Origin of the sequence: Citrobacter sp. L55 (assembly GCF_002850715.1) — a bacterium.
GTDB lineage: Bacteria > Pseudomonadota > Gammaproteobacteria > Enterobacterales > Enterobacteriaceae > Citrobacter > Citrobacter braakii.
In genome coordinates, this window is record NZ_KZ559402.1 from 160,957 (window position 1) to 187,213 (window position 26,257).

Below are 26,257 nucleotides of genomic sequence, written 5' to 3' on the forward strand. Positions count from 1 at the left end.
CCCAACTCTTTATTGGGAGCGCTAATGCATTAAGACGGCATCACCTCTACCAGCACATCCGTTGCCCAGCTTTCCTCGCTATTAAGGACTTTGCCCTCCTGGCAGGCTTGCGCCAGTTTTACTAGCTGATAAGTCACATCATCAGTAAAGTCAAAGTTACGCCATGCATACGGGAAGTCGATACGCCAGTATCCCATTCCCTGGTCGAAGCGAATCTTCAACATCTGACTATCTTCAAAGGTCACCGTCAGCTTACGATGATGTGGAATATCACGTGGCGAATCGAACACCGTCAGTTCTACCGCTCTGCCCATTGCCGCAGTAAACCACTGGTCGGCGAAATCCTGAAAATCCGCTTCGCTCATCCAGTCATGAGAGGGGCGATTTCCTGAACGATCTTTGGGCTTAAACAGAGTATCAAGCTCAAGCTCCGCGTCATCGGTCAGCTTTGTTTTTAGCGGTTTCAGTATCGCCCCCAGCAGTGCCAGCGCAACCGGGTTTTGCAGATAGCGATCGGTATAGTGAACGCTGGTGATTCGCTGGTTTTTCATCAGTGACTGTGCTTCTTCATGGTTGTTACACAGCAAATCCCAGAAGCGTTGTCCGAACTGCGAAAGTGGACCATTTAACTGTTTATGAATCTCTATGTCTTTGACACGCTCAACAGCGTTCGCTGCTTTCCCCGGCAAAACAAACTCGTTCAGTTTTACCGTGTTATAGCCGAGGCTGCGAACGACCAGTTCGTCATTCAGGTGCCAGCCTGGCCCTGGGATAGTTGCCTGCTGGCTGCGTGAAGCCAGCGTCATTACGCGATCGGCAAAGGCGACTTGCGCAACAATCGGCAATTCCAGAGCCTGTTCGCTATGACACAAACGCACGCCCAAAGCAGTAAACTGCGAAAGCTCATGCAACAGCTCCGGATCATCGACGCCAGCAGGAATGACAAGGTCGACCGCAACATTGTCTTTAATCCGGTAGTTCTGAATAGCCGCCCGGAATTGACGGGCATAAAGATCCCACTCATTGAGTGGCCCATTCATCCACAGTGTGAGTTTTTCAGCACCCTCGTTAATCGCCCGACGAAGGGTATCGCCAATGGCTCCCGGGCAATATCGGGCATCCGGTAGCGAGAATGTTTCATCATCCGGCAAACCGATGTAGTACGAGAAGTCATCACCAAGCCATGCCTGTGCTGCTTTACGATCCAGCAAATCGTGATCGTGGCGAGTCTGGGAGTCGAGGAGGCATTCACTGCATGCCGTATCGCAGTGGTGGCAACCCAACTGCTTCACCATTCCCAACAGAATGGCCTCAATGTGCATTGGCGCACTGGATGCAAAACCTGCACCACCGCTAATCACATCGTAGAGTTGAACGGCTAATACTGATTGTCCATCTTCCAGTCTGACCGGACGAACGGCGTAGCCCAGTTCTGCCGCGGAGATACCCAAAACCCCGGCCAGCGCCTGACGTAGTGCTACCGCCAGAGTCATGGCAACAATCCGCCCTTCTTCCGTGCTATCCGGGAGATATTCACCGTTTTGCGGCTTGCGTAGAACCATTTCAAAGACATCCGTTCGTGCCAATGCCCCCAGCGTGACGTTCTTCATGAGCGCCGTCGAGCCGGGGCAAATTAGACGTTGATTCTGGCTGTCGCGATCTGCTTTTCCCGGACGCGGCGGGTAGTGGGCTTCCATACTTTTCGGCGCATCGTTTGCGTTCAACATCGACTCTGCGCGACCGCAGCTCAGACAAAGTGCGTAACCATGCCCACCTTCTCCAAGGCTTTGCTGGAAAACATGCCCATCAGCGCCAGATGCCATATACCCCATTATCGGGTTAGGTAGCGATACGGGTTCTGCTTTAACAAATACCCAGGCAGGGACAACCGGGATAAATTTCATGGTTTCAATATTGTTCGTCACCGGCGCGTGTGCATCAGTTACAAACCCGGCTGGCTGCAGCACCTGGCGACGATTATCCATGATGATTTTTTCACCACAGGCGCTGTTGGTGCAAAATAGCGTCCCGGAACTGCTCAACCCCTCTTCATAGCCTATGGTCCCGCATTTGTGACAGCGCCAGGCGCAATCCAGACGCTGGGCTTCATTGGTATCGGCATTAATATTGTGCCAGTGCAGTGAGACGCCAGCAGAGCGGAAGACCCGGCCATCCAGTATGATCTCTGCACCTGGTGCATATTCACGGATGGCAACCCCCAAGTTACGCGAGGGAAGTCCCTTATAACGTGACACATTATCTTCGCGATCTTTTTTATCCCGGCTTTTCTGTGATTTTTCACGGATATAGTCTTCCATAGTGAAGTTATCAAACGTCACCACATCTGTCGGGAAGCCGTATCCCGGCAGGAAAGTCCTGGCCGCCAGGTCACGCAGCAAATACTCGCCACAGTGTCGTTTTTTCTCCAGTTCTATGCGCTTGCGATAAGGCGTTTGCGGCTGCGATTCTCGTTCCTGGGCTACAAGATCGCGGTAGACGGAAAGCCATCGCTGTTGCAGGAACGTAATCGCATGGATTGTTTTATCCCGCAACAGGTCGGGTCTGGCGCCATGTAATGCTGTACCTTTCACCAGCCGTTCCAGCGCCGCGTCGATATCAAGAACCGGACGCTCGAGCCAGACTTTAAAGTGTTCACATTTTGATTGCCCGTCGTCTTCACCGAAAAACCAGAGGCTATCAAGACTGGTTTTTTCTTTATCTGTTTCGCCAATGACGTGACATAAAAAGTCGGACAGTAATAACGCATTGACGTGGCGTTGCACCAGCCGGGCGGAATTCATTGCCACCATTGGCGCGGGGATCATGGTCTCAAATGGCCGAGTGGGTTGGCAAAAACCTGTTGATCGTGCGGGTTCCCTTTACATAGTGTGTAAGAGATCGCACGCGATTCCTGACTACGCCCGGCTCGCCCGGCACGCTGTAAATAGTTAGCCGGATGGGGCGGTACGTTGTTCATCACTACGGCGGTAATGCCACCGATATCAACCCCCATTTCCATGGTGGTAGAACAGTTAAGAACATTAAGCTGCCCGTTCTTGAACATCTTTTCGTAGCTTTGCAGGCGTTCTGAAGACTGCTGGGCAGAGTGCTCTGCAGTGCGGTAGTAGAAGCCACCTTCAACGACACGATCGTTGATATCCGTCCAGACGTTTTCCGAACGTAATTGTGCGATCAGAGGTTCTTTACTAACCCAGTCACGTACCTTCGCCAGACCCGGAGCGTAGTCTTCTTGCGAACGATCCAGCTTCCAGATTTCCGGCATGGTGACCTTTTGTGCGACAAAAGCGTCATATTGTGTCTTGGTAAGGTGTTCAAACGAAATGTGGGTGGGCAGATAAGGGGTTAAGCCTTTAAAGGCCGTATCCAGAATCTTATTGGTTACCGGACAAATCCAGGCATCTGTGATTAAAGAAAAAGTCATGTGCTCTTTTGGCAGATAGAAACGGTTACCATCAGGTTTCAGCACTGCAAGTGGCCCAGTAAGTTGGGTCCACGCTTCTTTCAGCCACGTATTGATAATATCCATCGTCGCCGTATTTACGGTTTTGAATCCTGCGCCAAGCATTAATAACTTCACTAAACGATGGGATATATTGCCATTACGAATTTGCGGCCAGCGTCTGTTCTGATTATCTTCGGGATCTTTTGTGTCTGGGTTACGGACGAATTTCGATGAAAAACGGCTACCAATCCAGTTTTTCAACTCATCGTCCAGTTGTGTGAAGTTGCTTTCACGTACGTAGAGATCCAGCGTAACCTTAAGAAAATCCTTCCAGTCATCCAGCGTCAGCCCTTTCTCTTGCCAATGCACCGGCATCTTATGGATCTTCTCCAGCCCCTGATAACCAACCTGAACTAATCCCTGCGTTTCCAGGCTGTTAGTTCGTTTGGGCCGGCGCATAAACTCCCGGAATAACAACATTTCAGAAAGCTTCAGCGGCCCGCCATTTTCATTGAAAATTTCAGGCTTCAGATAGTGGTTATATTGCAGAATAGGACCGCGAATATCGGCTTTCTCTTTAAGTTCATTAACCATTTCAATCCAGGTCCGCGAAACCAGAATAGTCGCAGCTTTGCCACCGGTCGCGGCCTGAATAGCCTGTTCAAGCTGTTCGGCTTGCGCTTCAGCCAGTTTTGCTTGTTCCGGCATTCCCCAGCTTCTATATTCTTTCGCCTCATGGCGGGCCTGTTTTGCCCTCGTCGCTAACTTTTCCAGATCGGCATTGGCATTCGGTGTTGCAGAAGTCTGTGTTCGTTGATGCCAGCTCAGGATTTCGACCACACTACCGCGTAAGCGGCTGCGCTCAGCTTCTTGCTGCATGCGCACCGCCATTCGGGCCGTTCCTTGCCGGCTGTCGGTAAAGGTAATAAGTCGACGGCCTCGACCTGGTAACGAATCAGGTCCGACGCCCTCTTTTCCTTCTTCACTAATAAAATCCTGACAATATTCCAGAACGGTTGGCACAATATTGGTGACGTAAAATGGCCCACCTAATAAGGCTCGGCGGAACGGTTGTTTTCCGCTCGCGCCTCTGTAGCCACAGCTACTGGCACTACATACTTGTTCAATGTCGTTAATAACCAGCGGGATGCTGTCATTGTTAATAACACCAATACGACGTGTCTGACGGTCCAGACGCTGTAGGGTATAACCCGCCTCGCTGGTCTTCTCTGCGGCGATAATGAGTGGGGGCTGAAAACGACTCTCTTTATCAACTTTTTCTTCTGCGGCATCATTTTCAATATGCACATCATCTTGCAAAGAGAACTCATCACCGCCTTTATTTTCCCATTGGACAAGTTTTCCCTTTTTGTCCCGCGCCAGAAGATGTGGCTCATTACATTCATTACAGAATGCCAGCTCGTAAACCGGGCTTCCACAATCGCAATTTTGGCGTTTGTTCACATACACATAGCCAAAAGGCCAACCCTTTTCCAGCGGGGTACCGTGCTTTAATCTGCATTCTTTATCAACACAGGCCCACACCCCCTGGGTATTGCGTTGGAATATGTGCGCCCTGACCTTAAGAAATGCGGGATCCTTAGTATTGGGTTGTGTGCCAGAGCAGACGTCAATCCAGCGCAACACATCCTGCTGGCTATAATGCTGTTTTGTTAGCGAGTTCAACCGCTGCGTCATATCATCCAACTTCATTGGATTCGGTTGAGTAACTAGCATGTCGCGCAAGTAATACGCTTCAGGTGAATGCGTAAGTGCATCAAAGCGCTCTGGGCTTACGCCCTTCATGTCTGTATCAGGGATTTGCTCAATTTCTTCTAACGGAATAAAAACGTGTTTGCATGGTTCCAGTTCCGGAATAACCCGGCTTCCGTCCAGTACGTCAATGCGCTCTTGCGGTATACCGGATAATTCAGAGAGGAATTTTTTTAATTGCTTTTCGGCATCGCTTCCGGCAATGGTTGCAGAGGTTGCTACAAAGCGAACATCATCTGGAGTCACACCAAAGGCCGTCATCACGCGGCGTAACTGCAGCGCCAGTTCAGCGGCCTGCGAGCCGACATAGGTATGCGCTTCATCCAATACGATCCAGCGTAATGATTTTTGTGATTTAGATTGCTGGATAATTGGAGCGTCGATCTGGCGGACCATCATATATTCCAGCATTGTGCCGTTGGTCACTAGAATTGGAGCGGGTTCTTCACGCATTTTTTCGCGCGAGAGTACTTCATTCGGTCTTTTTACCTGTTCGCTTTTCACTGCGGCGTGTAGATTTTCGGTATTTCCGTTGTAGAGGCAGTATCGGATTCCGGAACCAAAACCACGTGTCCAAGCGTCCAGGCGCTCACGTTGCGAATTAATTAAGGCGTTAAGTGGATAGAGGAAAAGGGCCCTGACGCCGATAAGTGGGTTGTTGCCATTTTCATGTAATTCCCGGTAGAGGTCTTCCAGCACCGGCACCATAAAACATTCGGTTTTGCCTGAACCCGTACCGCTGGTCACTACCACAGAATGTTTTTTTTCCAGCAGAGCCTTCCAACTGGCTAGCTGGTGAGTAAAGGGTTTCCAGTCAGCACCAAAACGATAGCGTCCATTGTTCTGATCATCCAGCGAATCAACCACAGCTTTACTGAGCAATGCCTTGCCTTCCGTCAGGCTACGCATCGTTTTGTTTGACGCTTTCCAGCCAAACATTTGTTGGAAAACGGGAGAAGCAAGGAATGAGCCTGATTTCCCACAATCGGCGCCCATTTGTTGCGCGAGGTGCTCACGCAACTGCGGGTTTGTGACCCCCATGATACTCAGTGTTGCTTCAGTTGAACGAGACAACGATTGTTCAATAAGTGACGAAAAATAGCGTGTAGTCATTCTTATCCCTTTTTATTTTTGAGCAAAATAACGCAACAGGCTGCACTGGAAGATGGCCTTAAACCAGCGGGAATCGAAGTCCCTGACCTGTCTCAGGAAAAATACGGCACCCGGTTTACGGTCAAATACGGCTTCAAAAGAGGTATTGCCGCTTGCTACAGCTGCGGCGAAGACGGGTAACCAGGCAACGGAATAGCGGTATTCTGCGTCAGGATTAATGCTGATCACTGGATTTTTTTGTGATGTCATCCAGCTATGCAGCCGCTTGCTGCCGTACTCTGGCCAGCGAGCTTCACTATGCTCACGTAAAAGCTCCTGATACCACTCGCGAATGAAGAACTCTGGAATGGGCGGAGGGAATTGTCCATAACTTAACCATTTCTCAATTTCGTCGGCATATGTCGGAAAAACGAGCCCCAATCGCTGATACAAGCTCTTCACCAGTAAATTCTGGGTTTCTTCCGGTGCACCCTTTTGGCTCAGGAACAATTTAAATCGATCGGCTGCAGTTTTGATTTCGAAGATGGGGAAGAACTCCCATAAAATAGGGAACTCATTTTCAATGCGGCTCAGATACTCAGCTGACATCTCAAATTTAAATAGCGACATCGCCAGTGCTCGTGGATGCTGTACTAGCGCACGCCAAACTTCAAAGGTTGCCAGCGGCAGATAACCAAATTGGTCGTACAGGCAACGCATAAATTGCCAGCCGGAATGAGCGGGATCGTTAGCCATCTGTTCAAGTACCAGTGTAATGGTATTAACTTCAGACTGGGGATTAAAAAGCTGGGTCGCTTTCTGCAATGAACGAATACTACTTTCATCCACGGGTAACGAAGGTTCCCCACGAATGAAGCAGGGGCGAAACGCCATTTCCTCACCCTGTTTGGGGACGACTAACCACGGTCCATTTTTATTAATAACCGAATTCAGTTCATATTCACCTGTCGGTACACCTTCGCTCATTCTTGATGATAATGGGGTAATTTTTCTCTCCGGCTCACTCAATAACATGATAACAGGTGAAGACATTTGCCCGGTGCGATAATGGGTTGACTGGCTGATGAGAAGTTCTCTTTCATAATCATAGCGTAAACTGTATTTATAGCGGCGAATCCGCCAGCTCATTACAGCACCTGCGCCTTTGATTTGCATCTCAACAACCTGGTCAATTCCTGTCTCAAGAGACAGTAAGTTTTCAATATGCTCTCTCAGGCTGTATAAATTGAGTTCGACGGGGTGTTCCCCCGCGGTATAACACCATTCATGCCATGCCTGTAACCCACTTTTGGAACGTAAATGTAATTCCAGTGAAAAACGTGTCGGATCGCCATTTTTACCAAATAAAAAGGCTCTCGAACCCAGCAAATCATGCAGAGTAATATTTTTATCCAGAGTGCATCCATTTGCATCAAGGGCCAGGCAACCTTTTGCAGGGAAAGGTAGAGTCATCTCTACTGGGGCTGCACCCAAATTTGGGTAAATCTGCAAAGAGACAAACGCAGGAGGTATTCCTTCTGCTTTAAGTAATATTTCTGTTTGTCCTGCTGAGCGTTTGCGAGCAACCTCTAGTGTTTTATCTTTTAAGACAGACATGCAGGGATGTTGCGTTGAGATAACAATGGAACCTTCATTGGCTAGCTCACCACCCTTTATTTCAATGTTAAAATCTGCCGGCAAGATCCCAATTTTTCGACGCAGTAGAGTTTCATTGTGAGTATTTCTGACAGAAACATATTGCGTACCCATCATCTCTTGTACCTGACATTCATCTAACGATATGCCACTCAGGTAACGTTTGAATTGTATATCTTCAGCATTCAGGTTTTTCGCCGTAACTTTAGGTACACCAAGGAATGTTTCATCAGGATGGCAATTCCAGGTAACATGTTTTCCATAAAAATCAAATCCGCTCTGATTAGATTGTTCCCTCCCGGTGCGGATCCTGTATGTTTCATCTCCGGAAATGGTTATATCCTGGCGTCCTTTTACGGACAGTGTTCTGAGTCCTAATAACGACGCTGTACCTGGAGAGCCTTCACACCCTGAAATAGTGGTTTTTTCTTGAGGTAAGGCAATAAGAACATTGCTATTACGTACAGTACAAGAAGCTTGCCCTTGCAATAACCAGCGTTCCTCATCATCAACAAAAGTAAGTGGTACCTCGCCAACGGCGATTTCACTATCTTCAAGTTTTATGGTGCCAACAATCATTCCTCCAGTTCGTGCAACAATCGTTAAGCTCGCAGCTGGCTGGCGTCTGACAAATCTCGACTCACTTTTACGCAGGCGAACTTTGGCATGGGCGTTCTCCAGGGATGCATAGGCGGGGCCGAGACAGGTGACTTCTTCACCATCTTCATAAATGGCAAGTTCAAATCGCGTCGTTGAGGGAGTGCTGATGATTGGGAGGGGGAGTTCATCAGGCAGCGAAATTATCGCCTGGATTTGATTGGGATGGTTTTCCGACCAATAGAATTGACAACCGGAACCCTTATTTTTTTGTAAGTGGGATTTAGCCTCTACGGAGGCAGTACATAGCAACCCATTAAGAAAGCGAGTACCTGTTTCATCATCCAAAGGCATAGGGAACTCATCACGCCATTTTGGATGCACTTTATCAAGCTGCTTCACGGGTTCGGTATGATTGCTCAGGTTGTACATTAGAACCAGCGAGCTGAGTTTTTCCGCTATATGGCTGATGAGTTCTACAGAGGTGTCTTCGCTAAAAACAGTTGGCAGGGCTGATTTTTCTATGACAGTTCTTACTAGAGAAAGTATGGAAAATCCTGCCAGTTGTGCCTGCCCATATTGATTGAGAATCCGGGAGAATACATTCTGAAAATGGCTATCCGATTCTTTCAGTAAGCGGAACGGTAATCCCCCCTCACTGAACAATGTTCCGAGAAAATTACGTCGTTCTGATTCGTAAAATCGGATTGGGCGGTTCCAGTAACCTTCCATCCCTTTAGGGATAATAATCCTTAATTCAGTCGATGTTAATGATACTCCCAATGCTCTATATATAGGGTCCCACATCCAACCACAATGGCGCTCATAATCTCTGCGATACCATTCAGAGCAAAAAAGGACAAAACAGGCAGCGTAACCTTTATCATCGATATTACTCTGTACTTGACCAACTGCACGAAGTAGTTGTGTTAGATTATTGTATTCATCATTGGTCGCATGATATTCATATAGGGGACGGCTATCAGGTTGTCTCAATCCTCTACGATTAAGAAAGTTACTTAGCCAGGAAGTACATTTTACCCAAGAAATGCATTCTGATTGACTCAAGGCAAACTCCTTACAGACAAGCGAAAAAACCTTATAGTTTTAGTTAAAAAAACAGATCAGATTACTCTTGTGTTGGTATAACTTCAACTACTAATTTTTGTGGGTGTATCTCACAGGTGGTTTTTATTTAAATGATAACAAAAATTGATTGATTCCATCCTATTTATCGAGTTGTTTTATTATTTCAAATAAAAGGAAGTTTTACTTTGGCGTCGCTATGCACAATGACGAATAATTTATCTTCTATGATATAGAGCAATCAGGAGAACTATACAACCAGGAGTAATAAAAGTTGTATCATCAGTCAAAAATACATGGGGTTGATGTTTGCTGTGTATGCATTACATTATATGTATTGCAGGAGTATTTCTATATTATTATCAATGCGTTAAATGGAGATATATTCTTAAGCGCGCAGCGGAAGGGGTTACTGAACTAATAACCAGAGGCATCGTGTAGAAAATACCTATATGTTACTCATAATTTCAAGTTATGAGGCAATATACGCAGTGAGCAGGGATAGATTATTGCCTGCGTATAACTGCGCAGTATTGAGTAGGGTGCCTGTGAAACCGTTTATGGTGATATTGCCATGCGAAGTCAGCTGTACGTCTCCACCAGTCCAGAGCGTGCCTGAGGCGTTCAGCAAAAAGCTCTGTGCACTGAAAATACGGTAGTGTGTTGGGCATTGTTGGCAAAGTTACTTTCGTCATTCATCACTAGAACATTTCTCTGCATTACACCGCTGCTGGTGACTGTGTCTGCGTGTTTTTCTGGCGGCCAGTGTGCCTGTGTTCGTCAGCGCACTGATGAGTTTCAGCGTCGTATCACCGAGCGCCACCATCTGCCCACGACAGTTGAAGTCCTGCTTGTCGGGCAGCGCTGTCTGTACAGACGACTGGTGTCAGTCTGCACCAGTGACTCCCCTTTATCAGGCGAGCATTACCGTCTAGTGCGATAGAGGATTTTGCGTACGTGTAATGTTCCTTACCGCCAGATGACACGCAGGTTTGGTTCATCCCGGTGCGGGCAGACTGGCGGGTTTATCAAGTTAGAGCGTTTTAAGGGGGGCTACTGGCAATATCTGGTGTCTTACAGTGAGCAGTGTCAGAGAAAGCCGGGAAGCGAAGGGGACTTACTTCGATAAAATTCAGAGGGAGTTGGTCTGATCAACCGCCTCGTGAGTCCGCAATACGTTGCAGTAGCCAGTCTTCGACTTCACTTTGCTTCCAGCGGGAACTGCGGCCCAACTTGATCGGCTTTGGGAATTGGCCATCTTTTATAAGCTTGTAAAACCACTTGTCCGTAAGCCCTGTAAGCTTCGTGATGAAGCGAATATCCACCAGTTGGTCATCAAGCAAAGAAATTTGTTCTGTCATGATGCTGTCTTCCATTGTGGGATTATCCTGAGCTGGTGGGTGATTGTTCGTTACCACCAGCCCTTCCACATCAATGGATTGATACGTAAAAAAGTGCAGAACGCGAGTTACACCGTGCGAGGACGCCCCAGTCCGCTGGGCGGCGATACCTCACTGGCTCCGTAGTGATAGTGTCCGTGCTTTTGTTCTTCTTTGGCGAGATAACTGATGATATAGCGCAGGTTATCGATGGCTTCGGTATCAGCGTAGTTCACCGGCCTATCAATACTGGCTTCATAAGAGGGTTTGTACTCGCAACGGTTGTAATAGCCTTCTCGTTGCGTTATTTCCCGCCATATTGTTCCTACTTTCTCAGCTATTGGGTAGGTAGCCTGGTTAAGGTGCCTGTCGAGATAGAATACGATATGGGCATGGCAGCCGTGGTCTACAGAATTCTCGAGTACCCAGAAATACCCTGCCAGATTTGTGTGCTGCAGGGTGCGTTCAACCAGTATACGTACTTCTCGTTCGGTTTCGTTCCATGAATAATGTTTATAGCGCTCTGTATCTTTCTGATAGAACAGGTCGAGTCTGAGTGCCTGTATTCGCGAGTATCGGTTCAGTAGCTGATTCAGGTGGTCATTGAGTAGAGACAGTAGCAACCAGTTCATCGTGTATCTGGAATTAAAAGGGTAAGGAGTGTGCATTGATTTATCCTTTGTCAGGTGGAGTACAAAGGATTGGGATGAGATGTAATTTTTAAGAGAAGCAGGGATACGGCAAATACAGGGAACTGTGTGTAAGTATCCCGCATAATCGTGCCATTCACATTTAGAGCTCATCCGGCATAATCAATCTCCCATTTTTTCACATCGATATTGTCGCGCAAATCCTGCATTCTGCGCGGGATTTTGTTCGTCACCGGCAAGGAGCTGTTCACAGTATTCCCGTTCAAGGTCGGCCAGTTCGGCTTTAAGTTTCTGCCAGGTGTTTTTGTTCGTCTGACAGGTCTCAAAGGCCTGCTGTAATGTCACAGTGGTCACGTGTCTCTCTCCTGATTAATGCCGGAACGGCGAGCTGTAGCAGCCCTGTACTTTACGCGGCGGCGGTGGCATCACCAGCGCGGGAGGGCTCCGGCGCAGCACGTATCACACCGTCAACCGAATCGATGGTGCGGAAAGTGGCCGAACACTCGATATTGGTACACTGGTGATAATATAGCAACCCACCATAGGTAGGTTGCTACATCTCTATCCCTGAGGTGCTCATCTATTATTCTTTACATCTGTGACTTTCATTGATGTTTCAAGGTTATTCTGGATTAATATGCAATTACCTGTGTCCATAGAGCCAGATTTTTCTTTCACAAATGAGTTTAACCTTGTATTAACATACTCATTCATTAACTTATGTGTTCTTTCGGGGCAAACAAATGTAAAATTATTGTTTTGCACTACAGGGTATCCTTGAATCCAAATTTCGTTTTGACTTGTTTCTTTGATTCCCCAGTTATTTTTCAACCATTCTGATGGGAAGTTATTTTTATTGATTTTATACCAAAACATAATATCACTACGTAGACCTGAGAATGATATAGTGTAGTTGTTTAACTTAATAAGTATTCCAGGTGTCATTACACCAATGAAATATATGCTGATTATGATGATTGTTGTTATTATTCGTGCAGCACTTTCCTTTTTTCTCCCTTTTTGTTTATTTAATATTCCATCACATGCAATTAATGGCATATATATTATGATAAGATAAACAAACAAAATTAAAATCTTAGCTAGTCGATCTATGCCAGATAAAGCTGTATTATTATAAATTATTGATATAATTATAAATGTGGGTATGTTTATTATAAAACCTTTGATGAGTGCAAATATATTAATTTTAAGTTTATTATGTAGGGCTGTATAAAAAAAGTAACAAATATAAAATGCAGTGATGAAGATAAAAAAACCTGTAGTATATAATACGTCAGTGGAGCCTATGATTGACAGTAAAAGACCAATCGTTATTGTTTGATAGATCGTTATTTTTGAGTCTTTGTCTTTAGATATTGCACAAAGCCAATAAAAAATAATTGTAGGCATTAAAATAAAGAGTAGAAATAGTATTAAAATCAAACACATTGATGCAAAAATAGCTAGGAGCGTGGATGGGCTTGCCAGGAATGAAGGAAGAAGGTTTAATTTCCCAATGCGGGAAAGATATATCCAGATGTTAATAAATCCTATGACGGCTGATAATAAACTAAGATGAGGTAGATGAGGTAGTAATGATTTTAGTAATTCCTTTATTTTTTGTTGTTCTGTTTTGCTTCTTTTATTTTTAAAGGTTGTCATACTCATTTTGTCCTTAAAATTTATTTTGGTAATAAATATGCATGTTTATTGTATTTTTTAAAAATTGTAATAATTTCCCATATTAAAATAACGTATTATTGATATTTATCAGGGAAAAAGAAGGTATGCAAATCACCCTCTAAACACCTCTTTCCTGTGCCACTCCACAAACCCCTCTTTTGGATAATTCTCGCGCATCATAGGCAGCGCTATCGATTTACCGTCGAAATCCCAGAACAGTCTGCCCACCATGCCGCTGCCATTCACTGCGGATGACACCTGAACTCGCATACTCTCATCCAGCCCAATCGAACCTTTATCAAAGGCTTTATGGTGGATTGCACACAGCGCCAGTCCGTTTGAAATCTCGCACGGGCCACCATGCTGTTTCCATTTGATATGGGCCGCTTCAAGCGCAACTGAAGTGCTGTCGTGGCGCATATTGAAGCCACAAATGGCGCATTCATAGTTATAAGCACGCAGAACCTGCTGGCGGAACAACGGGTCCCGCTGTTTGCGGATTTGCAGGATATCAAACCCCAGTTCATCCGCGATTTCTTCCTGAATGCTTTCGGTGAAGTGCGCTTCGAGGATTTGCTGGGCCAGGGCGTTGAAGAGGTTCTTGTTCTTTTTCAGCAGGGCAAAATGTTGTTCATCAAAGCCTCCGGCAACGTTATGCGTCACCAGTTCTCCGGCAGGGGGCTGTTTGCTGCTGCCGGATGTTGAGCAATGCTCGGCGTTTTGTAGCTCCCAGAACCCATCGCCCTGTAAGCGCCAGAAGGGCATATCCGGGCGGTACTGCGCGCGCTGTGGTCCAAATCGTTCCAGCAGGCTATGCAATGGGTCGCGAACTTCCGAACCGTAGTCAAACAGGCGACTGTGACCCTGCAGATAACCCGCCAGCACATGAAGCAGCAGCAAAGGTTTGTGCGGCGCACGCTGCTCGCCTTTACGCCAGATGGTGATGTCGGCAATTGCCTGTTGCAGGGTTTTACTGGAAGTCATTGATTTCATTATCAGGTAAATAATTGCGATGATGCTCGCAAAATATCACCTGATCAAGCAAAGACGGGTTGATGCGCTATCGACGTCACTTATTGGTATCAATTTGATAAAGCACTATGCGTGGCATGTTGTCTGACATCAACGACATCACTTTTAAGTTTTCTGAAAAACACATACGCCACGGCAGTTACCGTTCCCCCACCAGGGTACGCAGGAGTACGATAAGTATGCAAATTATTGCATATCGAAGGATCTCTGATGGACACAGTAGAGGAACTCAACGGAACATACTTTTATAAAGGGGTCTGTAACATTTCTGCAGGTGAGCTATTTTTCTGGATTTTTCTCGACAAAATTGATGAACAATTTGGGGGAATTAAAGATGTGGTAGAAATGTCATGTATCATTCTTGGGCTACCATTGTTGAAAACACGGGGTAAGCCATATGGGGCAACACAAGGTACATCAATTGCCTCCAAATATTCTCGTGAGTTTCTTAACGTAAGATTGCCCGTCAGGCTTCCTACCATCACCAATGCCAGTATCAAATATTTAAAACCCATGATGACTAACAATCTGGGGGCATTCGTTGGACGAACAATTCCTGTGATTGGTTGGGCATTACTCGCAAGTGATGTCGCCCAAATTGTCTATAAAACGGTGAATACCTACAACACCATTGCCAGAGAGGAAAATCGCGTATGGTGACGGATAATGAGGTATTAGAATTTTTTCGGGGGGAGTTATCTCTCGCGGTAACGTTTACTTTCAAACCTATCCCGATTGAACTTGATACGCCGCTGCAAGGTTACGCTGAATGGGATGAATTACCGTATGCCATTGATGATTTTGGAGAGAAATATAACGTTGATGTTTCAGTCATTGATTTCGAGGCCTATTACCCGTGGGAAAGAGAGTCGGTCTATAGAAAGTGGTTTACCAACGAACCCATCAAACAAGTGTCAAAACCGCTTACTGTGCGAATGTTTGCAGAGTCAGCCAGAGCAGGTCGCTGGTTATATGATTGATTACAAGGAGTGTTGAAAATGGCTGTACCCGTTCATTTATTTTTAAAAGACGATGGTGGCGCGATGATTCGTGGAGGCTCGGATGTCCAGGGACGTGAAGGCAGTATTGAGTTACGTGGTTTAACACATAACCTTAGCATTCCAACCGATGGTGCCACTGGAAAGCTAACCGGCACACGCCAACATGGCCCATTTCTTTTTGACAAAGAGATCGATTCCTCCAGCCCATACCTTTACAAAGCAGTTGCGACAGGTCAGACACTTCAAAGTGCGGAACTTAAGTTCTATCACATAAACGACGCAGGCCAGGAAGTGGAATACTTTAATACCCTGCTTGAAGGTGTAAAAGTTGTATCAGTGACACCAATCGTGCATGACACACGTACGGTAACGGGAACCGGACATTTGGAAAGCGTACAACTGCGCTATGAAAAAATCACCTGGTGTATTGTAGATGGCAATATTCAATATACCGACGCCTGGAACGAACGCACTACGGCATAAAGCAAAAGTGGCGTAATACCCCAAAAAAGGCGCCCTTCGGCGCCTCAATTACCATCACGCTCTCACCCCTTCGCCGTTTTCCCCGCAATCACCCCGATAAACTCCAGCACCTGCTTTTGCTTACGCGCGGAGAGCTTTTCCACGGCGCGCAGGGATTTCATCAGTTCTGACTCTTCGGGTTCGGGCGTGCGGGCGGTTAACACAATGCAGCCTTGCATGACGCGCACATCGACGCGGGTGCCGGTGTCGAATCCGGCGGCTTTAAGCCACTGGCCCTTCATCACGATGGACGGAAACTGGACATACTTCACCGGCAAACGGCTGTAATCAGGATAACCGCTCGCATAACCCACCTTCAGGCAACGGTTATCTGCGACGTACACTTCTGGATCAAATGAAACTGCAATACAATGCGTATCAGTCATGGTGACTATTCTCCGATAATAGTTACTGCGATTAGCGATGCGGAGGTGTTGGCGCACCTTCGCATCGCGCTAATAAAACCCCTGTAAATTACCCCAGTAATTGGCGGGAAGTCCAGATGTAAATAACATGAAATAAGCGCGATTAGCACGCTTTCGGAATAAATAGAAATCCTCTCTATCCCAATAAACATAGTATTATTCACCGTATAAATTCATTCCTGTCCCATCCTCCTGATACCTGCCATTTCCAGAAAATAACGCCCATCTGTATCAGGCCAAAAATGCGATCTAACTCACTGAAGCAAATAGCAAACTCTGAAACAACGCCGTTTTGTACACTTTGCTTTACACTTTTAGTGATGTGAATCACAAATATAAACCCGTGAAGTGATCCGACTCTCACAAAATGGGGTGTACTCATTCAGCAATACAGTATGAGCACAGCCTGGAAAGTTAAGTTTTCAGTATTTCCCCTCTCCACGGGGGCACCATCGCAAATGGCAAATCAACACGCAAAAAAAAACTTGTTGAATATGAACGGGTAAAAAAATGACGTGTGATTTGCATCACCTACATTTACAGCTTTTTAAATTATTGCCAGTGATTAATGTTGACCAGGCTATTTCCATAATCAATTAAATCTTGCATAGTGCCTCCACATTATTTCTCCCCCTGACTCAGGAGGCGAATAGTTATATTTCATCAGACTTTATTGATGAGCCAGGTATGCTTTACTTCACATTAATACGTACATGACCACTGTTACTGGAGAAACAAAATGAATTATCCGGCAGAACCCTTCCGTATTAAAAGCGTTGAAACTGTATCTATGATCCCGCGTGATGAACGCCTTAAGAAAATGCAGGAAGCGGGATACAATACTTTCCTGTTAAATTCGAAAGATATTTATATTGACCTGCTGACAGACAGTGGCACCAACGCAATGAGCGACAAGCAGTGGGCCGGAATGATGATGGGTGATGAAGCCTACGCGGGCAGCGAAAACTTCTATCATCTGGAAAGAACCGTGCAGGAACTGTTTGGCTTTAAACATATTGTTCCTACTCACCAGGGGCGCGGCGCAGAAAACCTGTTATCGCAGCTGGCAATTAAACCGGGGCAATATGTTGCCGGGAATATGTATTTCACTACTACCCGTTATCACCAGGAAAAAAATGGTGCGGTGTTTGTCGATATCGTTCGTGACGAAGCGCACGATGCCGGTCTGAATATTGCTTTTAAAGGTGATATCGATCTTAAAAAATTACAAAAACTGATTGATGAAAAAGGCGCCGAGAATATTGCCTATATTTGCCTGGCAGTCACGGTTAACCTCGCAGGCGGGCAGCCGGTCTCCATGGCTAACATGCGCGCGGTGCGTGAACTGACTGCAGCACACGGCATTAAAGTGTTCTACGACGCTACCCGCTGCGTAGAAAACGCCTACTTTATCAAAGAGCAAGAGCAGGGCTTTGAGAACAAGAGCATCGCAGAGATCGTGCATGAGATGTTCAGCTACGCCGACGGTTGCACCATGAGTGGTAAAAAAGACTGTCTGGTGAACATCGGCGGCTTCCTGTGCATGAACGATGACGAAATGTTCTCTTCTGCCAAAGAGTTAGTCGTTGTCTACGAAGGCATGCCATCCTACGGCGGTCTGGCCGGACGCGACATGGAAGCCATGGCGATTGGTCTGCGCGAAGCCATGCAGTATGAGTACATCGAGCACCGCGTGAAGCAGGTTCGCTATCTGGGCGACAAGCTGAAAGCCGCTGGTGTACCGATTGTTGAACCGGTGGGCGGTCACGCGGTATTCCTTGATGCGCGTCGCTTCTGCGAGCATCTGACGCAGGACGAGTTCCCGGCGCAAAGCCTGGCTGCCAGTATCTATGTGGAAACCGGCGTACGTAGTATGGAGCGCGGAATTATCTCTGCAGGCCGTAATAACGTGACCGGTGAACACCACAGGCCGAAACTGGAAACCGTGCGTCTGACTATTCCACGCCGCGTTTATACTTACGCGCATATGGATGTGGTGGCTGACGGTATTATTAAACTTTACCAGCACAAAGAAGATATTCGCGGGCTGAAGTTTATTTACGAGCCGAAGCAACTCCGTTTCTTTACTGCACGCTTTGACTATATCTAAATAATAATTATGGCCCCATCTCAGGATGGGGCTTTTTTGTATTTCTTTTCCATGAACAGGAAGCCTTTGCGGTGCCCGTTACCGTGACATAACTACAAAAGTAAACCCTGACTCCGACATTTTTATTATCCGCATGATGTACAAATGACAGCTGTAATTATAACGAATAGTCTACAGGAACATTTATCATGGATATTAATGCCATTGAGCGACAGAGTAGTACCCCCGGACTGATTAGCGGAACCATGTTGGTTATCGCGACCGTAGTGGGTGGAGGGATGTTTTCCCTGCCGATTGCGATGGCTGGCGTATGGTTCCCCGGTGCGTCAGTTATTCTTCTGTTTATCGCCATCATGATGTTATTAACTGGTCTGATGCTGGTCGAAGTTAACCTGCATTATGGCGCCGGTGCCAGTTTTAATACCTTTACTCAGGATTTATTAGGCCGAAAGTGGAATATTGTGGTCGGTATCGCTTTCGGCTTTGTGCTGTATATTCTGACCTATGCCTATATCTCTGGTTCGTCGGCGGTGATGGCGCAAACCGTGTTCAAATACAGCGGCGTGCGCTTTCCGGCGAATATCTCGGTGGTGATCGTCAGTATGCTGGTCGGGGCGATTGCCTGGTACAGCTCCTTGTTGGTTGGACGTATTACTACCGTGTTGATTATCGGTAAGTTTATCGCGTTCTTTGCCACCTTTTCTGGCCTGGTGGGTCATATCGAAGTGGCGAAACTTGTCGACAGCGTGGCGGTGGCGCTGCCCAATTCGCAGTACCTGCCGTATATCCTGATGACGTTGCCGTTCTGCATTATCTCGTTTGGTTTTCACGGTAACGTGCCGAGCCTGGTGAAGCTGTATGGCACGAGCGGGATCTCAAATATTACGCGTTCGATTATCATCGGCACGCTGTTTGCCCTGCTGCTGTATATCTTCTGGCTGGGCGTCACGATGGGCAACATCAGTCGTTCCTCGTTCCCGCCAATTATCGCCAAAGGCGGCAATATCGACGTGTTTGTCGAGGCCATCAGCGGGCTGTTCACCAGCCGTTATATGGATCTGATCCTGACCTTTTTCGGCAACTTTGCGGTAGCCAGTTCCCTGCTGGCGGCGACGCTTGGCCTGTTCGATTACATCGCCGACCTGTTTCACTTCCCGGATGACGGCATGGGGCGCCTGAAAACCGCGCTGGTGACCTACTTCCCGCCAGCCGCCGTGTGCTTCTTCTTCCCGAACGGGTTTGTCCACGCCATTGGTTACGCCGGCCTGGCCTTTACCATCTGGAGCGTGATCCTGCCGCCGTTCCTGGTGAAAGCGGCGCGGAAACGTTTTCCGACCGCCAGCTATACCGCGCCGTGTAATAACACCGTGCTCAATCTGGTCATTGTCTGTGGGGCGGTTGTCTATCTGACGGTTGTTCTGGACGTATTTGGTCTGCTGCCAACGTTTCGCTAGACGGAGTCAAAATGAAAAACGTGTTGTCTGTTCAGTCGTCAGTCGTTTATGGCTATGCCGGAAATAAAGCCGCCGTGTTGCCGATGCAGCTCTCGGGGATCGATGTCTGGCCGTTTTACACCGTACAGTTTTCCAACCACACCCAGTACGGGATGTGGCAGGGCATGGCGATGCCGCACGGCGAGCTGAGCGCCATCATCAGCGGGCTGGATGATCTGCAAAAACTGGCGCAATGCGATGCCGTGCTGTCCGGGTATCTCGGGGACAAACGCCATTGCGAAGAGGTGAAGCTCGCGGTCACCACCATTCGCCAGCGTAATCCGCAGGCGCTCTATTTTTGCGATCCGGTGATGGGCGACCCGCAAAAAGGCTGCATCGTCGCGCAGGGCGTGGAGTCCTTTTTTGTCGATGATGCCATTCAACTGGCTGATGTGATGGGGCCGAATCTCTATGAGCTGGGCGTGCTGACGGGCAGACAACTACGTAGTTTTGACGAGGTGGTGGAAGCGGCGCAGCAGTTGGTGGCGTGGGGCGTGAAGAAGGTGCTGGTGAAACATCTCGGCGACTGCTCGCGCGACAAACAGGCGTTTGAAATGCTGCTGGTGACGGCGGAACAGACGTTACACATCGCCCGGCCGCTGTATACCTTTGCCAAAATGCCGGTGGGCGTTGGGGATCTGATTTGCAGCGTGATGCTGGCCTCACTGCTCAACGGTTATGAGGACAAGCAGGCGCTGGAGCGGACCACCAGTGTCGTCGACGCGGTGATGCGGCTGACGAAAGAGCACGACTCGTATGAACTGCGGCTGATAGACGCGCGTCACCAGATAATGGTGCCGCAAATTCGCTATCAGGCAACGGTGCTGTAGCGCCGCAAGGAGGCTCTATGTTTCTGACACTGCTACGATTTCAGCATCCGCTGATCTACCGTTTTGCATGGCTTCGTCTGTGGGTCAGGGTGTTAAGAGCGTGCGGGCTGCGTAAGTGAAAGGGGAGAACATTTTCTCTGCTGCCGGATGCGGCGCTTGCGCCTTATCCGGCCTACAAATGAGCGTGAAACGTAGGCCCGACAGGCGAAGCGCCATCAGGCATTAGCGCCAGGCATTACACGCGGAAGTAGCGTGGTGGGATCAACGCGGAAAAGGCGTCGAACTTCTTCACCATCTTTTTCCAGAACAACATAACAACAATCCTCGATTTGAAACATCGGCGCTATTTTAGTCAGCGCCGACAAATCGTAAAGCCAGTCGCTTCGTTTCGATCCTGAAGCGCTGTAAACCTTTTTGGTCACCGCGTCGTCAAATACGGTTGCCGTGAATTTGACGGGGTTGACAATGGATTACGCCATAAACCAGTAATAAAAGAGACCGACTTTCAGGCCGAGGATCACAATGTAGGCGCAGCAGTATTTCATGGTGCCAGACATTATCTGGTTGGCCTGTCCGTCCATTTTGGTGGCTGAAACCGCAATGGCGATACTCTGCGGCGAAATCATTTTCCCCCCTGTTGCGCCAGAAGTATTCGCCGCCGCGAGCCAGTTGGGATCGATATGCAGTTTACTGGCGGCAATGGTTTGCAGTTTGCCGAACAAAATATTCGAGTTGGTATCGCTGCCGGTAACAAACGTGCCCAGCGCGCCAATCACTGGGGCGAGGAAGACGTAGGAACTGCCGGTCAGATCGACAATCGACTGGGCCAGCGTGGAGATAATCCCGCTGAGATCCATTACCGTGGCCAGCGCGACAATCGCCATAATCGCCACAATGGAATTTTTAAGCTGGAAAATGGTTTTGATAAACACTTCCAGCATCCCGCGCGCGGACGCTCCCTGAATAAAACCGCCGATAAGGGTCGCAAAGATGATCAGCATCCCCGGCGTGGTCACCCATTCAACTTTCAGCGCCAGCGTGTTGCCGTCGGCGAGCGTGAAATGCAGCACCGAGGCCAGTTGGGACGCCGCGCCTTTGATCGTCGGGAACAGCGGTGAGCACAGCAGGATAAAAACAAAAATAAACAGATAGATAGAGCCTACGCGGAACAACACTTTTGCCGAGCGCGGCGTGGTTTCGCGGGTATGGCTGACCTCAATGCGCCACTCGGGATCGGTTTTCCCTTTGCGCAGGCGACTGACCATCGCCACGGCAAACAGGCTGAACAGGCTACCGGCAAAGGCGGGCAATTCCGCGCCAAGATGAATGGCGACAAAATATTGCGGAACCAGCGTGGTGATGCCGCAAATCAGCGTGATCAGAAATACGCCACGAATGGCTTTCAGGCCGCCGCCAATAATGCAGACAATGACAAACGGCAGCAGGATATTAAACAGCGCGAGCTGCAGAATAATGGTTCCGCCTAAGGTATACACCGGCAGATTAACCTGTTCCGCCAGAATAGATACCGGGATCCCGACCGCGCCGAACGCGGTGGGAACGGTATTCGCCACGAGAGAAGCGATCGCCGCCTTCAGCGGGTTGAATCCCAGCGCAATAAGAATGCCGATCGGAATAGCGACCGCCGTGCCATAACCTGCCGCGGCTTCAAGGAATCCGCCGAAGCACCATGAAATCAGTAGCACCTGAATACGCTTATCTTCGCTAATGCTGGCGAGAATATCGCGCAGAATATCCAGCGCCTTGGTCGCCTGCATGACGTTATAACTGAAGATGGCGCCGAGGATCACAATCACAATCGGCCATAACCCCTTCAGGGCGCCATAGCCTATCGCGGCTTTCAGATTCTGTACGGGCATTTCCCAGAATATGGCCGACAGCGCGGCAGTGAATACCAAAGAGATCAACACGGAATAATGGATGGGCATTTTCAATTTCAATATTAAAAATACCATCAGTAGTAAAGGAGAGAGTGCCATGGCAAACATAAAATATTCGTTCATTGCTATTCCTGATTGGTTCATTAAACCTGATTTATATTTATGGTGGGGAGGCTACATTGCTGGGTTAATAAAGTATGTAAACTGAATCGCTTCAGTGAATAAAGTAATTATGATTTGTAGTTTTGTAACTATTGTAATCTTTTAATTAAAATCCAATGCCATGTAAATATACTTAAGAGTAAGTTGAATACCTATAAATAGTTATATGATAACCTTTTTAATAATTCTGGTGATGAGAATAGTAAGCACCTGAAACTGTTTTTAAGGTGTTCATAACACTGTGGTTTTAAATATAAAAATGTGAGCGAGACCGAAAGAAATAAACCTGGTTGTTGCATATGGGGGTTGATTAGGGGATTATTTGATTTTGTCATACAAATGAAAATACAGACATATGCGACTGTCCTGACTTAAGAAGCGGAGAGTCGGTATCAAAGGAAAACGACCCGAGCATCACCATGAACCCAGGCATTAGTAAAAACAGCAAACAGAAAAACTGGGCGTGAAATACGGCTGAACCTTTGCTTGATATCGCGATATCAAGCGCAATAAACAGAAATGAAGCAATGGAGTAGTTATTGTGAATGTAAATTTCTTTGTTACCTGCATTGGTGACGCACTGAAATCACGGATGGCACGAGACTCCGTATTGCTGCTGGAAAAACTGGGTTGTCGCGTTAATTTCCCCGAGAAGCAAGGGTGTTGCGGTCAGCCAGCCATTAACAGCGGTTACATCAAAGAGGCGATCCCTGGAATGAAAAACCTGATCGTCGCCCTGGAAGATAACGACGATCCGATTATCTCGCCAGCAGGCTCCTGTACCTACGCGGTAAAAAGCTATCCGACGTATCTGGCCGATGAACCGGAATGGGCGCTGCGTGCCGAAAAGGTTGCCGCGCGTATGCAGGATCTCACCTCCTTTATCGTCAACAAGCTGGGCGTGGTGGACGTCGGCGCCAGCCTGCAGGGCCGCGCTGTCTATCATCCCTCTTGTAGCCTGACTCGAAAGCTGGGGGTGAAGGAAGAGCCGCTCACGCTGCTGAAAAACGTGCGCGGGTTGGAACTGCTGACGTTTGCCGATCAGGATACCTGCTGCGGCTTTGGCGGGACGTTTTCGGTCAAAATGGCCGAGATATCCGGCGAGATGGTGAAAGAGAAAGTCTTACATTTGATGGATGCGCAGCCGGAATATTTGATTGGCGCAGACGTCAGTTGCCTGCTGAACATTGGCGGTCGACTGCAACGGGAAGGCCAGCCGGTCAAAGTGATGCATATTGCTGAAGTGCTGATGAGCCGCTGAGGGGAAAGAGATGTCGATAAAAACCAGCGATGTAGAATTTAAACTGCGCATTCGTCAGCAGATAGAAGATCCGATCATGCGCAAAGCCGTGGCCAATGCGCAGGAACGTATTGGCGCAAATCGACAAAAAATGGTCGATGAGTTAGGCCACTGGGAAGACTGGCGCGATCGTGCCAGCCAGATCCGCGATCACGTGCTGAGCAACCTCGACGCTTACCTGTATCAACTCTCCGAGAAAGTGACGCAAAACGGCGGCCACGTCTATTTCGCCAAAACCAAAGAAGAGGCCACCGCCTACATTCTGCAGGTCGCGCGCAGCAAAAACGCGAAGAAGGTGGTGAAGTCCAAGTCGATGGTGACCGAGGAGATCGGCGTCAACCATGTCCTGCAGGATGCGGGAATCCAGGTGATCGAAACCGATCTCGGGGAATACATCCTGCAATTGGATCAGGATCCACCTTCGCACGTCGTGGTCCCGGCTATTCATAAAGATCGCTATCAGATCCGCCGCGTGCTGAACGAGCGTCTGGGGTATGACGGCCCGGAAACCCCGGAAGCTATGACCTTGTTCATTCGCCAGAAGATCCGCGAGGATTTCCTGAGTGCCGAAATCGGTATTACCGGCTGTAACTTTGCCGTGGCGGAAACCGGTTCAGTATGCCTGGTGACCAACGAAGGCAATGCGCGCATGTGCACCACGCTGCCGAAAACGCACATTGCGGTGATGGGCATGGAGCGTATCGCGCCGACCTTTGCCGATGTGGATGTGCTGATCACCATGCTGGCGCGCAGCGCCGTGGGCGCTCGTCTGACGGGCTATAACACCTGGCTGACCGGCCCGCGTGAGGCGGATAACGTGGACGGACCGGAAGAGTTCCATTTGGTGATTGTCGATAACGGTCGCTCGCAGGTGCTGGGCTCTGAGTTTCGCGATGTGCTGCGCTGCATCCGCTGCGGGGCCTGTATGAACACCTGCCCGGCGTATCGCCACATCGGCGGACACGGCTATGGCTCGATCTATCCCGGCCCTATTGGCGCGGTGATTTCTCCACTGCTCGGCGGCTATAAAGATTTTAAAGACCTGCCGTACGCCTGTTCCTTATGCACGGCCTGCGACAGCGTCTGCCCGGTGCGTATTCCGCTGTCAAAACTGATCCTGCGTCATCGTCGGGTGATGGCCGAGGAGGGCATTACCCCGAAAGCCGAGCGACGGGCGATCAAAATGTTCGCTTATGCCAATAGCCATCCGGGGCTGTGGAAAGTGGGGATGATGGCGGGCGCGCATGCGGCAAGCTGGTTTATCAATGGCGGCAAAACCCCGCTCAAGGTTGGCGCGATTGGTGACTGGATGGAGGCGCGCGATCTGCCTGATGCTGACGGCGAGAGCTTCCGTAGCTGGTTTAAGAAACATCAGGCGCAGGAGAAAAAGAATGGATAACCGTACCGCGTTTTTAAACACCATCGCCCAGGCGCTGGGTCGCCCGCCGCGTTTCGAACCGCAAGCGGATGCCGCGCCGGTTAACAATTATGCCAACGAGCGCCTGACCGAACTTAGCCCGCAGCAGCGCTGCGATGCGTTTATCCAGTTCGCCAGCGAAGTGATGCTGGCCCGCTGTGAACTGACTCGCGAGGACCAGGCCGCAGAAGCAGCGCTACGCCTGTGTGAAGAATTGGGTCAGCCAGTAGTGCTGAGCGGCGACAGCCGACTGGTGGCGCTGGGCATCACCGAACGCTTGCAGCAGGAATGCAACGCCGTGGTCTGGGATCCGGCGCGAGGCAGCGAAAATATTACCGAGGCCGAGCAGGCGAAAGTCGGCGTAGTGTATGCCGAGTATGGCCTGACCGAGTCCGGCGGTGTGGTGCTGTTTTCCGCACCGGAGCGCGGGCGTTCTTTGAGCCTGTTGCCGGAGTCCTCGATTTTCGTGCTGCGTAAAAGCACCATCCTGCCGCGCGTGGCACAACTGGCAGAAAAACTGCATCAGAAAGCGCAGGCCGGTGAGCGTATGCCGTCGTGCATTAACATTATCAGTGGACCCAGCTCGACGGCGGATATTGAGCTTATCAAGGTGGTTGGGGTGCATGGCCCGGTGAAGGCGGTGTATCTGATTATTGAGGATTGTTAAGGCAGGAGAAAGAACCGC

16 protein-coding genes and 3 pseudogenes are annotated in these 26,257 nt (G+C 48.6%); 9 read left to right on the forward strand and 10 right to left on the reverse strand.

What is annotated here, in order from left to right; genetic code table 11:
- Positions 1-29 precede the first annotated feature (29 nt).
- The 8 genes and pseudogenes from B9P82_RS10830 to B9P82_RS10865 form a co-directional block, all read right to left on the reverse strand.
- Positions 30-6,349 (reverse strand): annotated as a pseudogene (locus B9P82_RS10830) (DEAD/DEAH box helicase).
- 12 nt (positions 6,350-6,361) lie between these two features.
- Positions 6,362-9,649 carry an STY4851/ECs_5259 family protein gene (locus tag B9P82_RS10835; protein WP_101700328.1) on the reverse strand — a complete coding sequence of 1,096 codons (3,288 nt, stop codon included), beginning with the start codon at positions 9,647-9,649 and terminating at the stop codon, positions 6,362-6,364.
- A gap of 1,169 nt (positions 9,650-10,818) precedes the next feature.
- On the reverse strand, positions 10,819-11,028 hold the full coding sequence (locus B9P82_RS10840) for a helix-turn-helix transcriptional regulator (RefSeq protein ID WP_101700380.1): 210 nt from the start codon (positions 11,026-11,028) through the stop codon (positions 10,819-10,821).
- Between the two features lie 107 nt (positions 11,029-11,135).
- Entirely contained in the window at positions 11,136-11,714 is a 579-nt protein-coding gene (locus tag B9P82_RS10845; protein WP_101700329.1) for a YagK/YfjJ domain-containing protein, read from the reverse strand.
- A gap of 137 nt (positions 11,715-11,851) precedes the next feature.
- Positions 11,852-12,050 (reverse strand): annotated as a pseudogene (locus tag B9P82_RS10850) (phage polarity suppression protein); the annotation flags it as partial.
- 15 nt (positions 12,051-12,065) lie between these two features.
- Positions 12,066-12,231, reverse strand: a pseudogene (locus B9P82_RS10855) (ogr/Delta-like zinc finger family protein).
- A gap of 41 nt (positions 12,232-12,272) precedes the next feature.
- Positions 12,273-13,364 (reverse strand): hypothetical protein, encoded by a 1,092-nt coding sequence (locus tag B9P82_RS10860; RefSeq protein WP_143704268.1) that lies wholly within the window; start codon positions 13,362-13,364, stop codon positions 12,273-12,275.
- Positions 13,365-13,490: 126 nt separating this feature from the next.
- Positions 13,491-14,363 carry a phosphorothioated DNA-binding restriction endonuclease gene (locus B9P82_RS10865; RefSeq protein ID WP_101700331.1) on the reverse strand — a complete coding sequence of 291 codons (873 nt, stop codon included), beginning with the start codon at positions 14,361-14,363 and terminating at the stop codon, positions 13,491-13,493.
- A 258-nt stretch (positions 14,364-14,621) separates the two neighbouring features.
- On the opposite strand from B9P82_RS10865, the gene B9P82_RS10870 reads away from it, so the two are divergent.
- Genes B9P82_RS10870 through B9P82_RS10880 form a run of 3 tightly spaced genes read left to right on the forward strand, consistent with a single transcriptional unit; the run spans position 14,622 to position 15,895 of the window.
- Positions 14,622-15,071, forward strand: coding sequence for an STM2901 family protein (locus B9P82_RS10870; RefSeq protein WP_101700332.1), 450 nt, complete (start codon positions 14,622-14,624; stop codon positions 15,069-15,071).
- Positions 15,065-15,391 carry a DUF1493 family protein gene (locus B9P82_RS10875; protein ID WP_046275102.1) on the forward strand — a complete coding sequence of 109 codons (327 nt, stop codon included), beginning with the start codon at positions 15,065-15,067 and terminating at the stop codon, positions 15,389-15,391. Before B9P82_RS10870 ends, B9P82_RS10875 begins: the two co-directional genes overlap by 7 nt.
- Positions 15,392-15,409: 18 nt before the next feature.
- Entirely contained in the window at positions 15,410-15,895 is a 486-nt protein-coding gene (locus B9P82_RS10880; RefSeq protein WP_016151545.1) for an Hcp family type VI secretion system effector, read from the forward strand.
- 62 nt (positions 15,896-15,957) lie between these two features.
- Here B9P82_RS10880 and symE read toward each other — a convergent pair whose 3' ends face one another.
- Complete coding sequence (gene symE, locus B9P82_RS10885; RefSeq protein WP_101700333.1) at positions 15,958-16,320, reverse strand: endoribonuclease SymE; 363 nt, start codon at positions 16,318-16,320, stop codon at positions 15,958-15,960.
- A gap of 778 nt (positions 16,321-17,098) precedes the next feature.
- Here symE and B9P82_RS10890 point away from each other — a divergent pair.
- From B9P82_RS10890 to pdxY, 3 genes are all read left to right on the forward strand, one after another.
- Positions 17,099-18,469 (forward strand): tyrosine phenol-lyase, encoded by a 1,371-nt coding sequence (locus tag B9P82_RS10890; RefSeq protein ID WP_016155590.1) that lies wholly within the window; start codon positions 17,099-17,101, stop codon positions 18,467-18,469.
- Positions 18,470-18,657: 188 nt separating this feature from the next.
- Positions 18,658-19,923, forward strand: coding sequence for an aromatic amino acid transporter (locus B9P82_RS10895; RefSeq protein ID WP_016151548.1), 1,266 nt, complete (start codon positions 18,658-18,660; stop codon positions 19,921-19,923).
- An 11-nt stretch (positions 19,924-19,934) separates the two neighbouring features.
- Positions 19,935-20,792, forward strand: a complete 858-nt coding sequence (gene pdxY / locus B9P82_RS10900) for a pyridoxal kinase PdxY (RefSeq protein ID WP_101700334.1) — start codon at positions 19,935-19,937, stop codon at positions 20,790-20,792.
- Between the two features lie 470 nt (positions 20,793-21,262).
- On the opposite strand, the gene B9P82_RS10905 is transcribed toward pdxY, so the two are convergent.
- Entirely contained in the window at positions 21,263-22,816 is a 1,554-nt protein-coding gene (locus B9P82_RS10905) for an L-lactate permease (RefSeq protein WP_101700335.1), read from the reverse strand.
- Between the two features lie 580 nt (positions 22,817-23,396).
- On the opposite strand from B9P82_RS10905, the gene B9P82_RS10910 reads away from it, so the two are divergent.
- Genes B9P82_RS10910 through B9P82_RS10920 form a run of 3 tightly spaced genes read left to right on the forward strand, consistent with a single transcriptional unit; the run spans position 23,397 to position 26,239 of the window.
- Positions 23,397-24,116 carry a (Fe-S)-binding protein gene (locus B9P82_RS10910; protein WP_101700336.1) on the forward strand — a complete coding sequence of 240 codons (720 nt, stop codon included), beginning with the start codon at positions 23,397-23,399 and terminating at the stop codon, positions 24,114-24,116.
- A gap of 10 nt (positions 24,117-24,126) precedes the next feature.
- Positions 24,127-25,554: a LutB/LldF family L-lactate oxidation iron-sulfur protein gene (locus B9P82_RS10915; protein WP_016151552.1), complete on the forward strand. Its 1,428-nt coding sequence runs from the start codon at positions 24,127-24,129 to the stop codon at positions 25,552-25,554.
- Entirely contained in the window at positions 25,547-26,239 is a 693-nt protein-coding gene (locus tag B9P82_RS10920; protein ID WP_016151553.1) for a LutC/YkgG family protein, read from the forward strand. Before B9P82_RS10915 ends, B9P82_RS10920 begins: the two co-directional genes overlap by 8 nt.
- Positions 26,240-26,257: the final 18 nt, after the last annotated feature.

Bases quoted from the DNA above. Each gene is read 5' to 3' on its own strand.
- B9P82_RS10875 (WP_046275102.1), top strand. From the start codon at position 15,065: ATGGTGACGGATAATGAGGTATTAGAATTTTTTCGGGGGGAGTTATCT.
- B9P82_RS10860 (WP_143704268.1), bottom strand. From the start codon at position 13,364: ATGAGTATGACAACCTTTAAAAATAAAAGAAGCAAAACAGAACAACAA.
- B9P82_RS10905 (WP_101700335.1), bottom strand. From the start codon at position 22,816: ATGAACGAATATTTTATGTTTGCCATGGCACTCTCTCCTTTACTACTG.
- symE (WP_101700333.1), bottom strand. From the start codon at position 16,320: ATGACTGATACGCATTGTATTGCAGTTTCATTTGATCCAGAAGTGTAC.
- B9P82_RS10920 (WP_016151553.1), top strand. From the start codon at position 25,547: ATGGATAACCGTACCGCGTTTTTAAACACCATCGCCCAGGCGCTGGGT.
- B9P82_RS10915 (WP_016151552.1), top strand. From the start codon at position 24,127: ATGTCGATAAAAACCAGCGATGTAGAATTTAAACTGCGCATTCGTCAG.
- B9P82_RS10890 (WP_016155590.1), top strand. From the start codon at position 17,099: ATGAATTATCCGGCAGAACCCTTCCGTATTAAAAGCGTTGAAACTGTA.
- B9P82_RS10865 (WP_101700331.1), bottom strand. From the start codon at position 14,363: ATGACTTCCAGTAAAACCCTGCAACAGGCAATTGCCGACATCACCATC.
- B9P82_RS10895 (WP_016151548.1), top strand. From the start codon at position 18,658: ATGGATATTAATGCCATTGAGCGACAGAGTAGTACCCCCGGACTGATT.
- pdxY (WP_101700334.1), top strand. From the start codon at position 19,935: ATGAAAAACGTGTTGTCTGTTCAGTCGTCAGTCGTTTATGGCTATGCC.
- B9P82_RS10870 (WP_101700332.1), top strand. From the start codon at position 14,622: ATGGACACAGTAGAGGAACTCAACGGAACATACTTTTATAAAGGGGTC.
- B9P82_RS10880 (WP_016151545.1), top strand. From the start codon at position 15,410: ATGGCTGTACCCGTTCATTTATTTTTAAAAGACGATGGTGGCGCGATG.
- B9P82_RS10840 (WP_101700380.1), bottom strand. From the start codon at position 11,028: ATGACAGAACAAATTTCTTTGCTTGATGACCAACTGGTGGATATTCGC.
- B9P82_RS10845 (WP_101700329.1), bottom strand. From the start codon at position 11,714: ATGCACACTCCTTACCCTTTTAATTCCAGATACACGATGAACTGGTTG.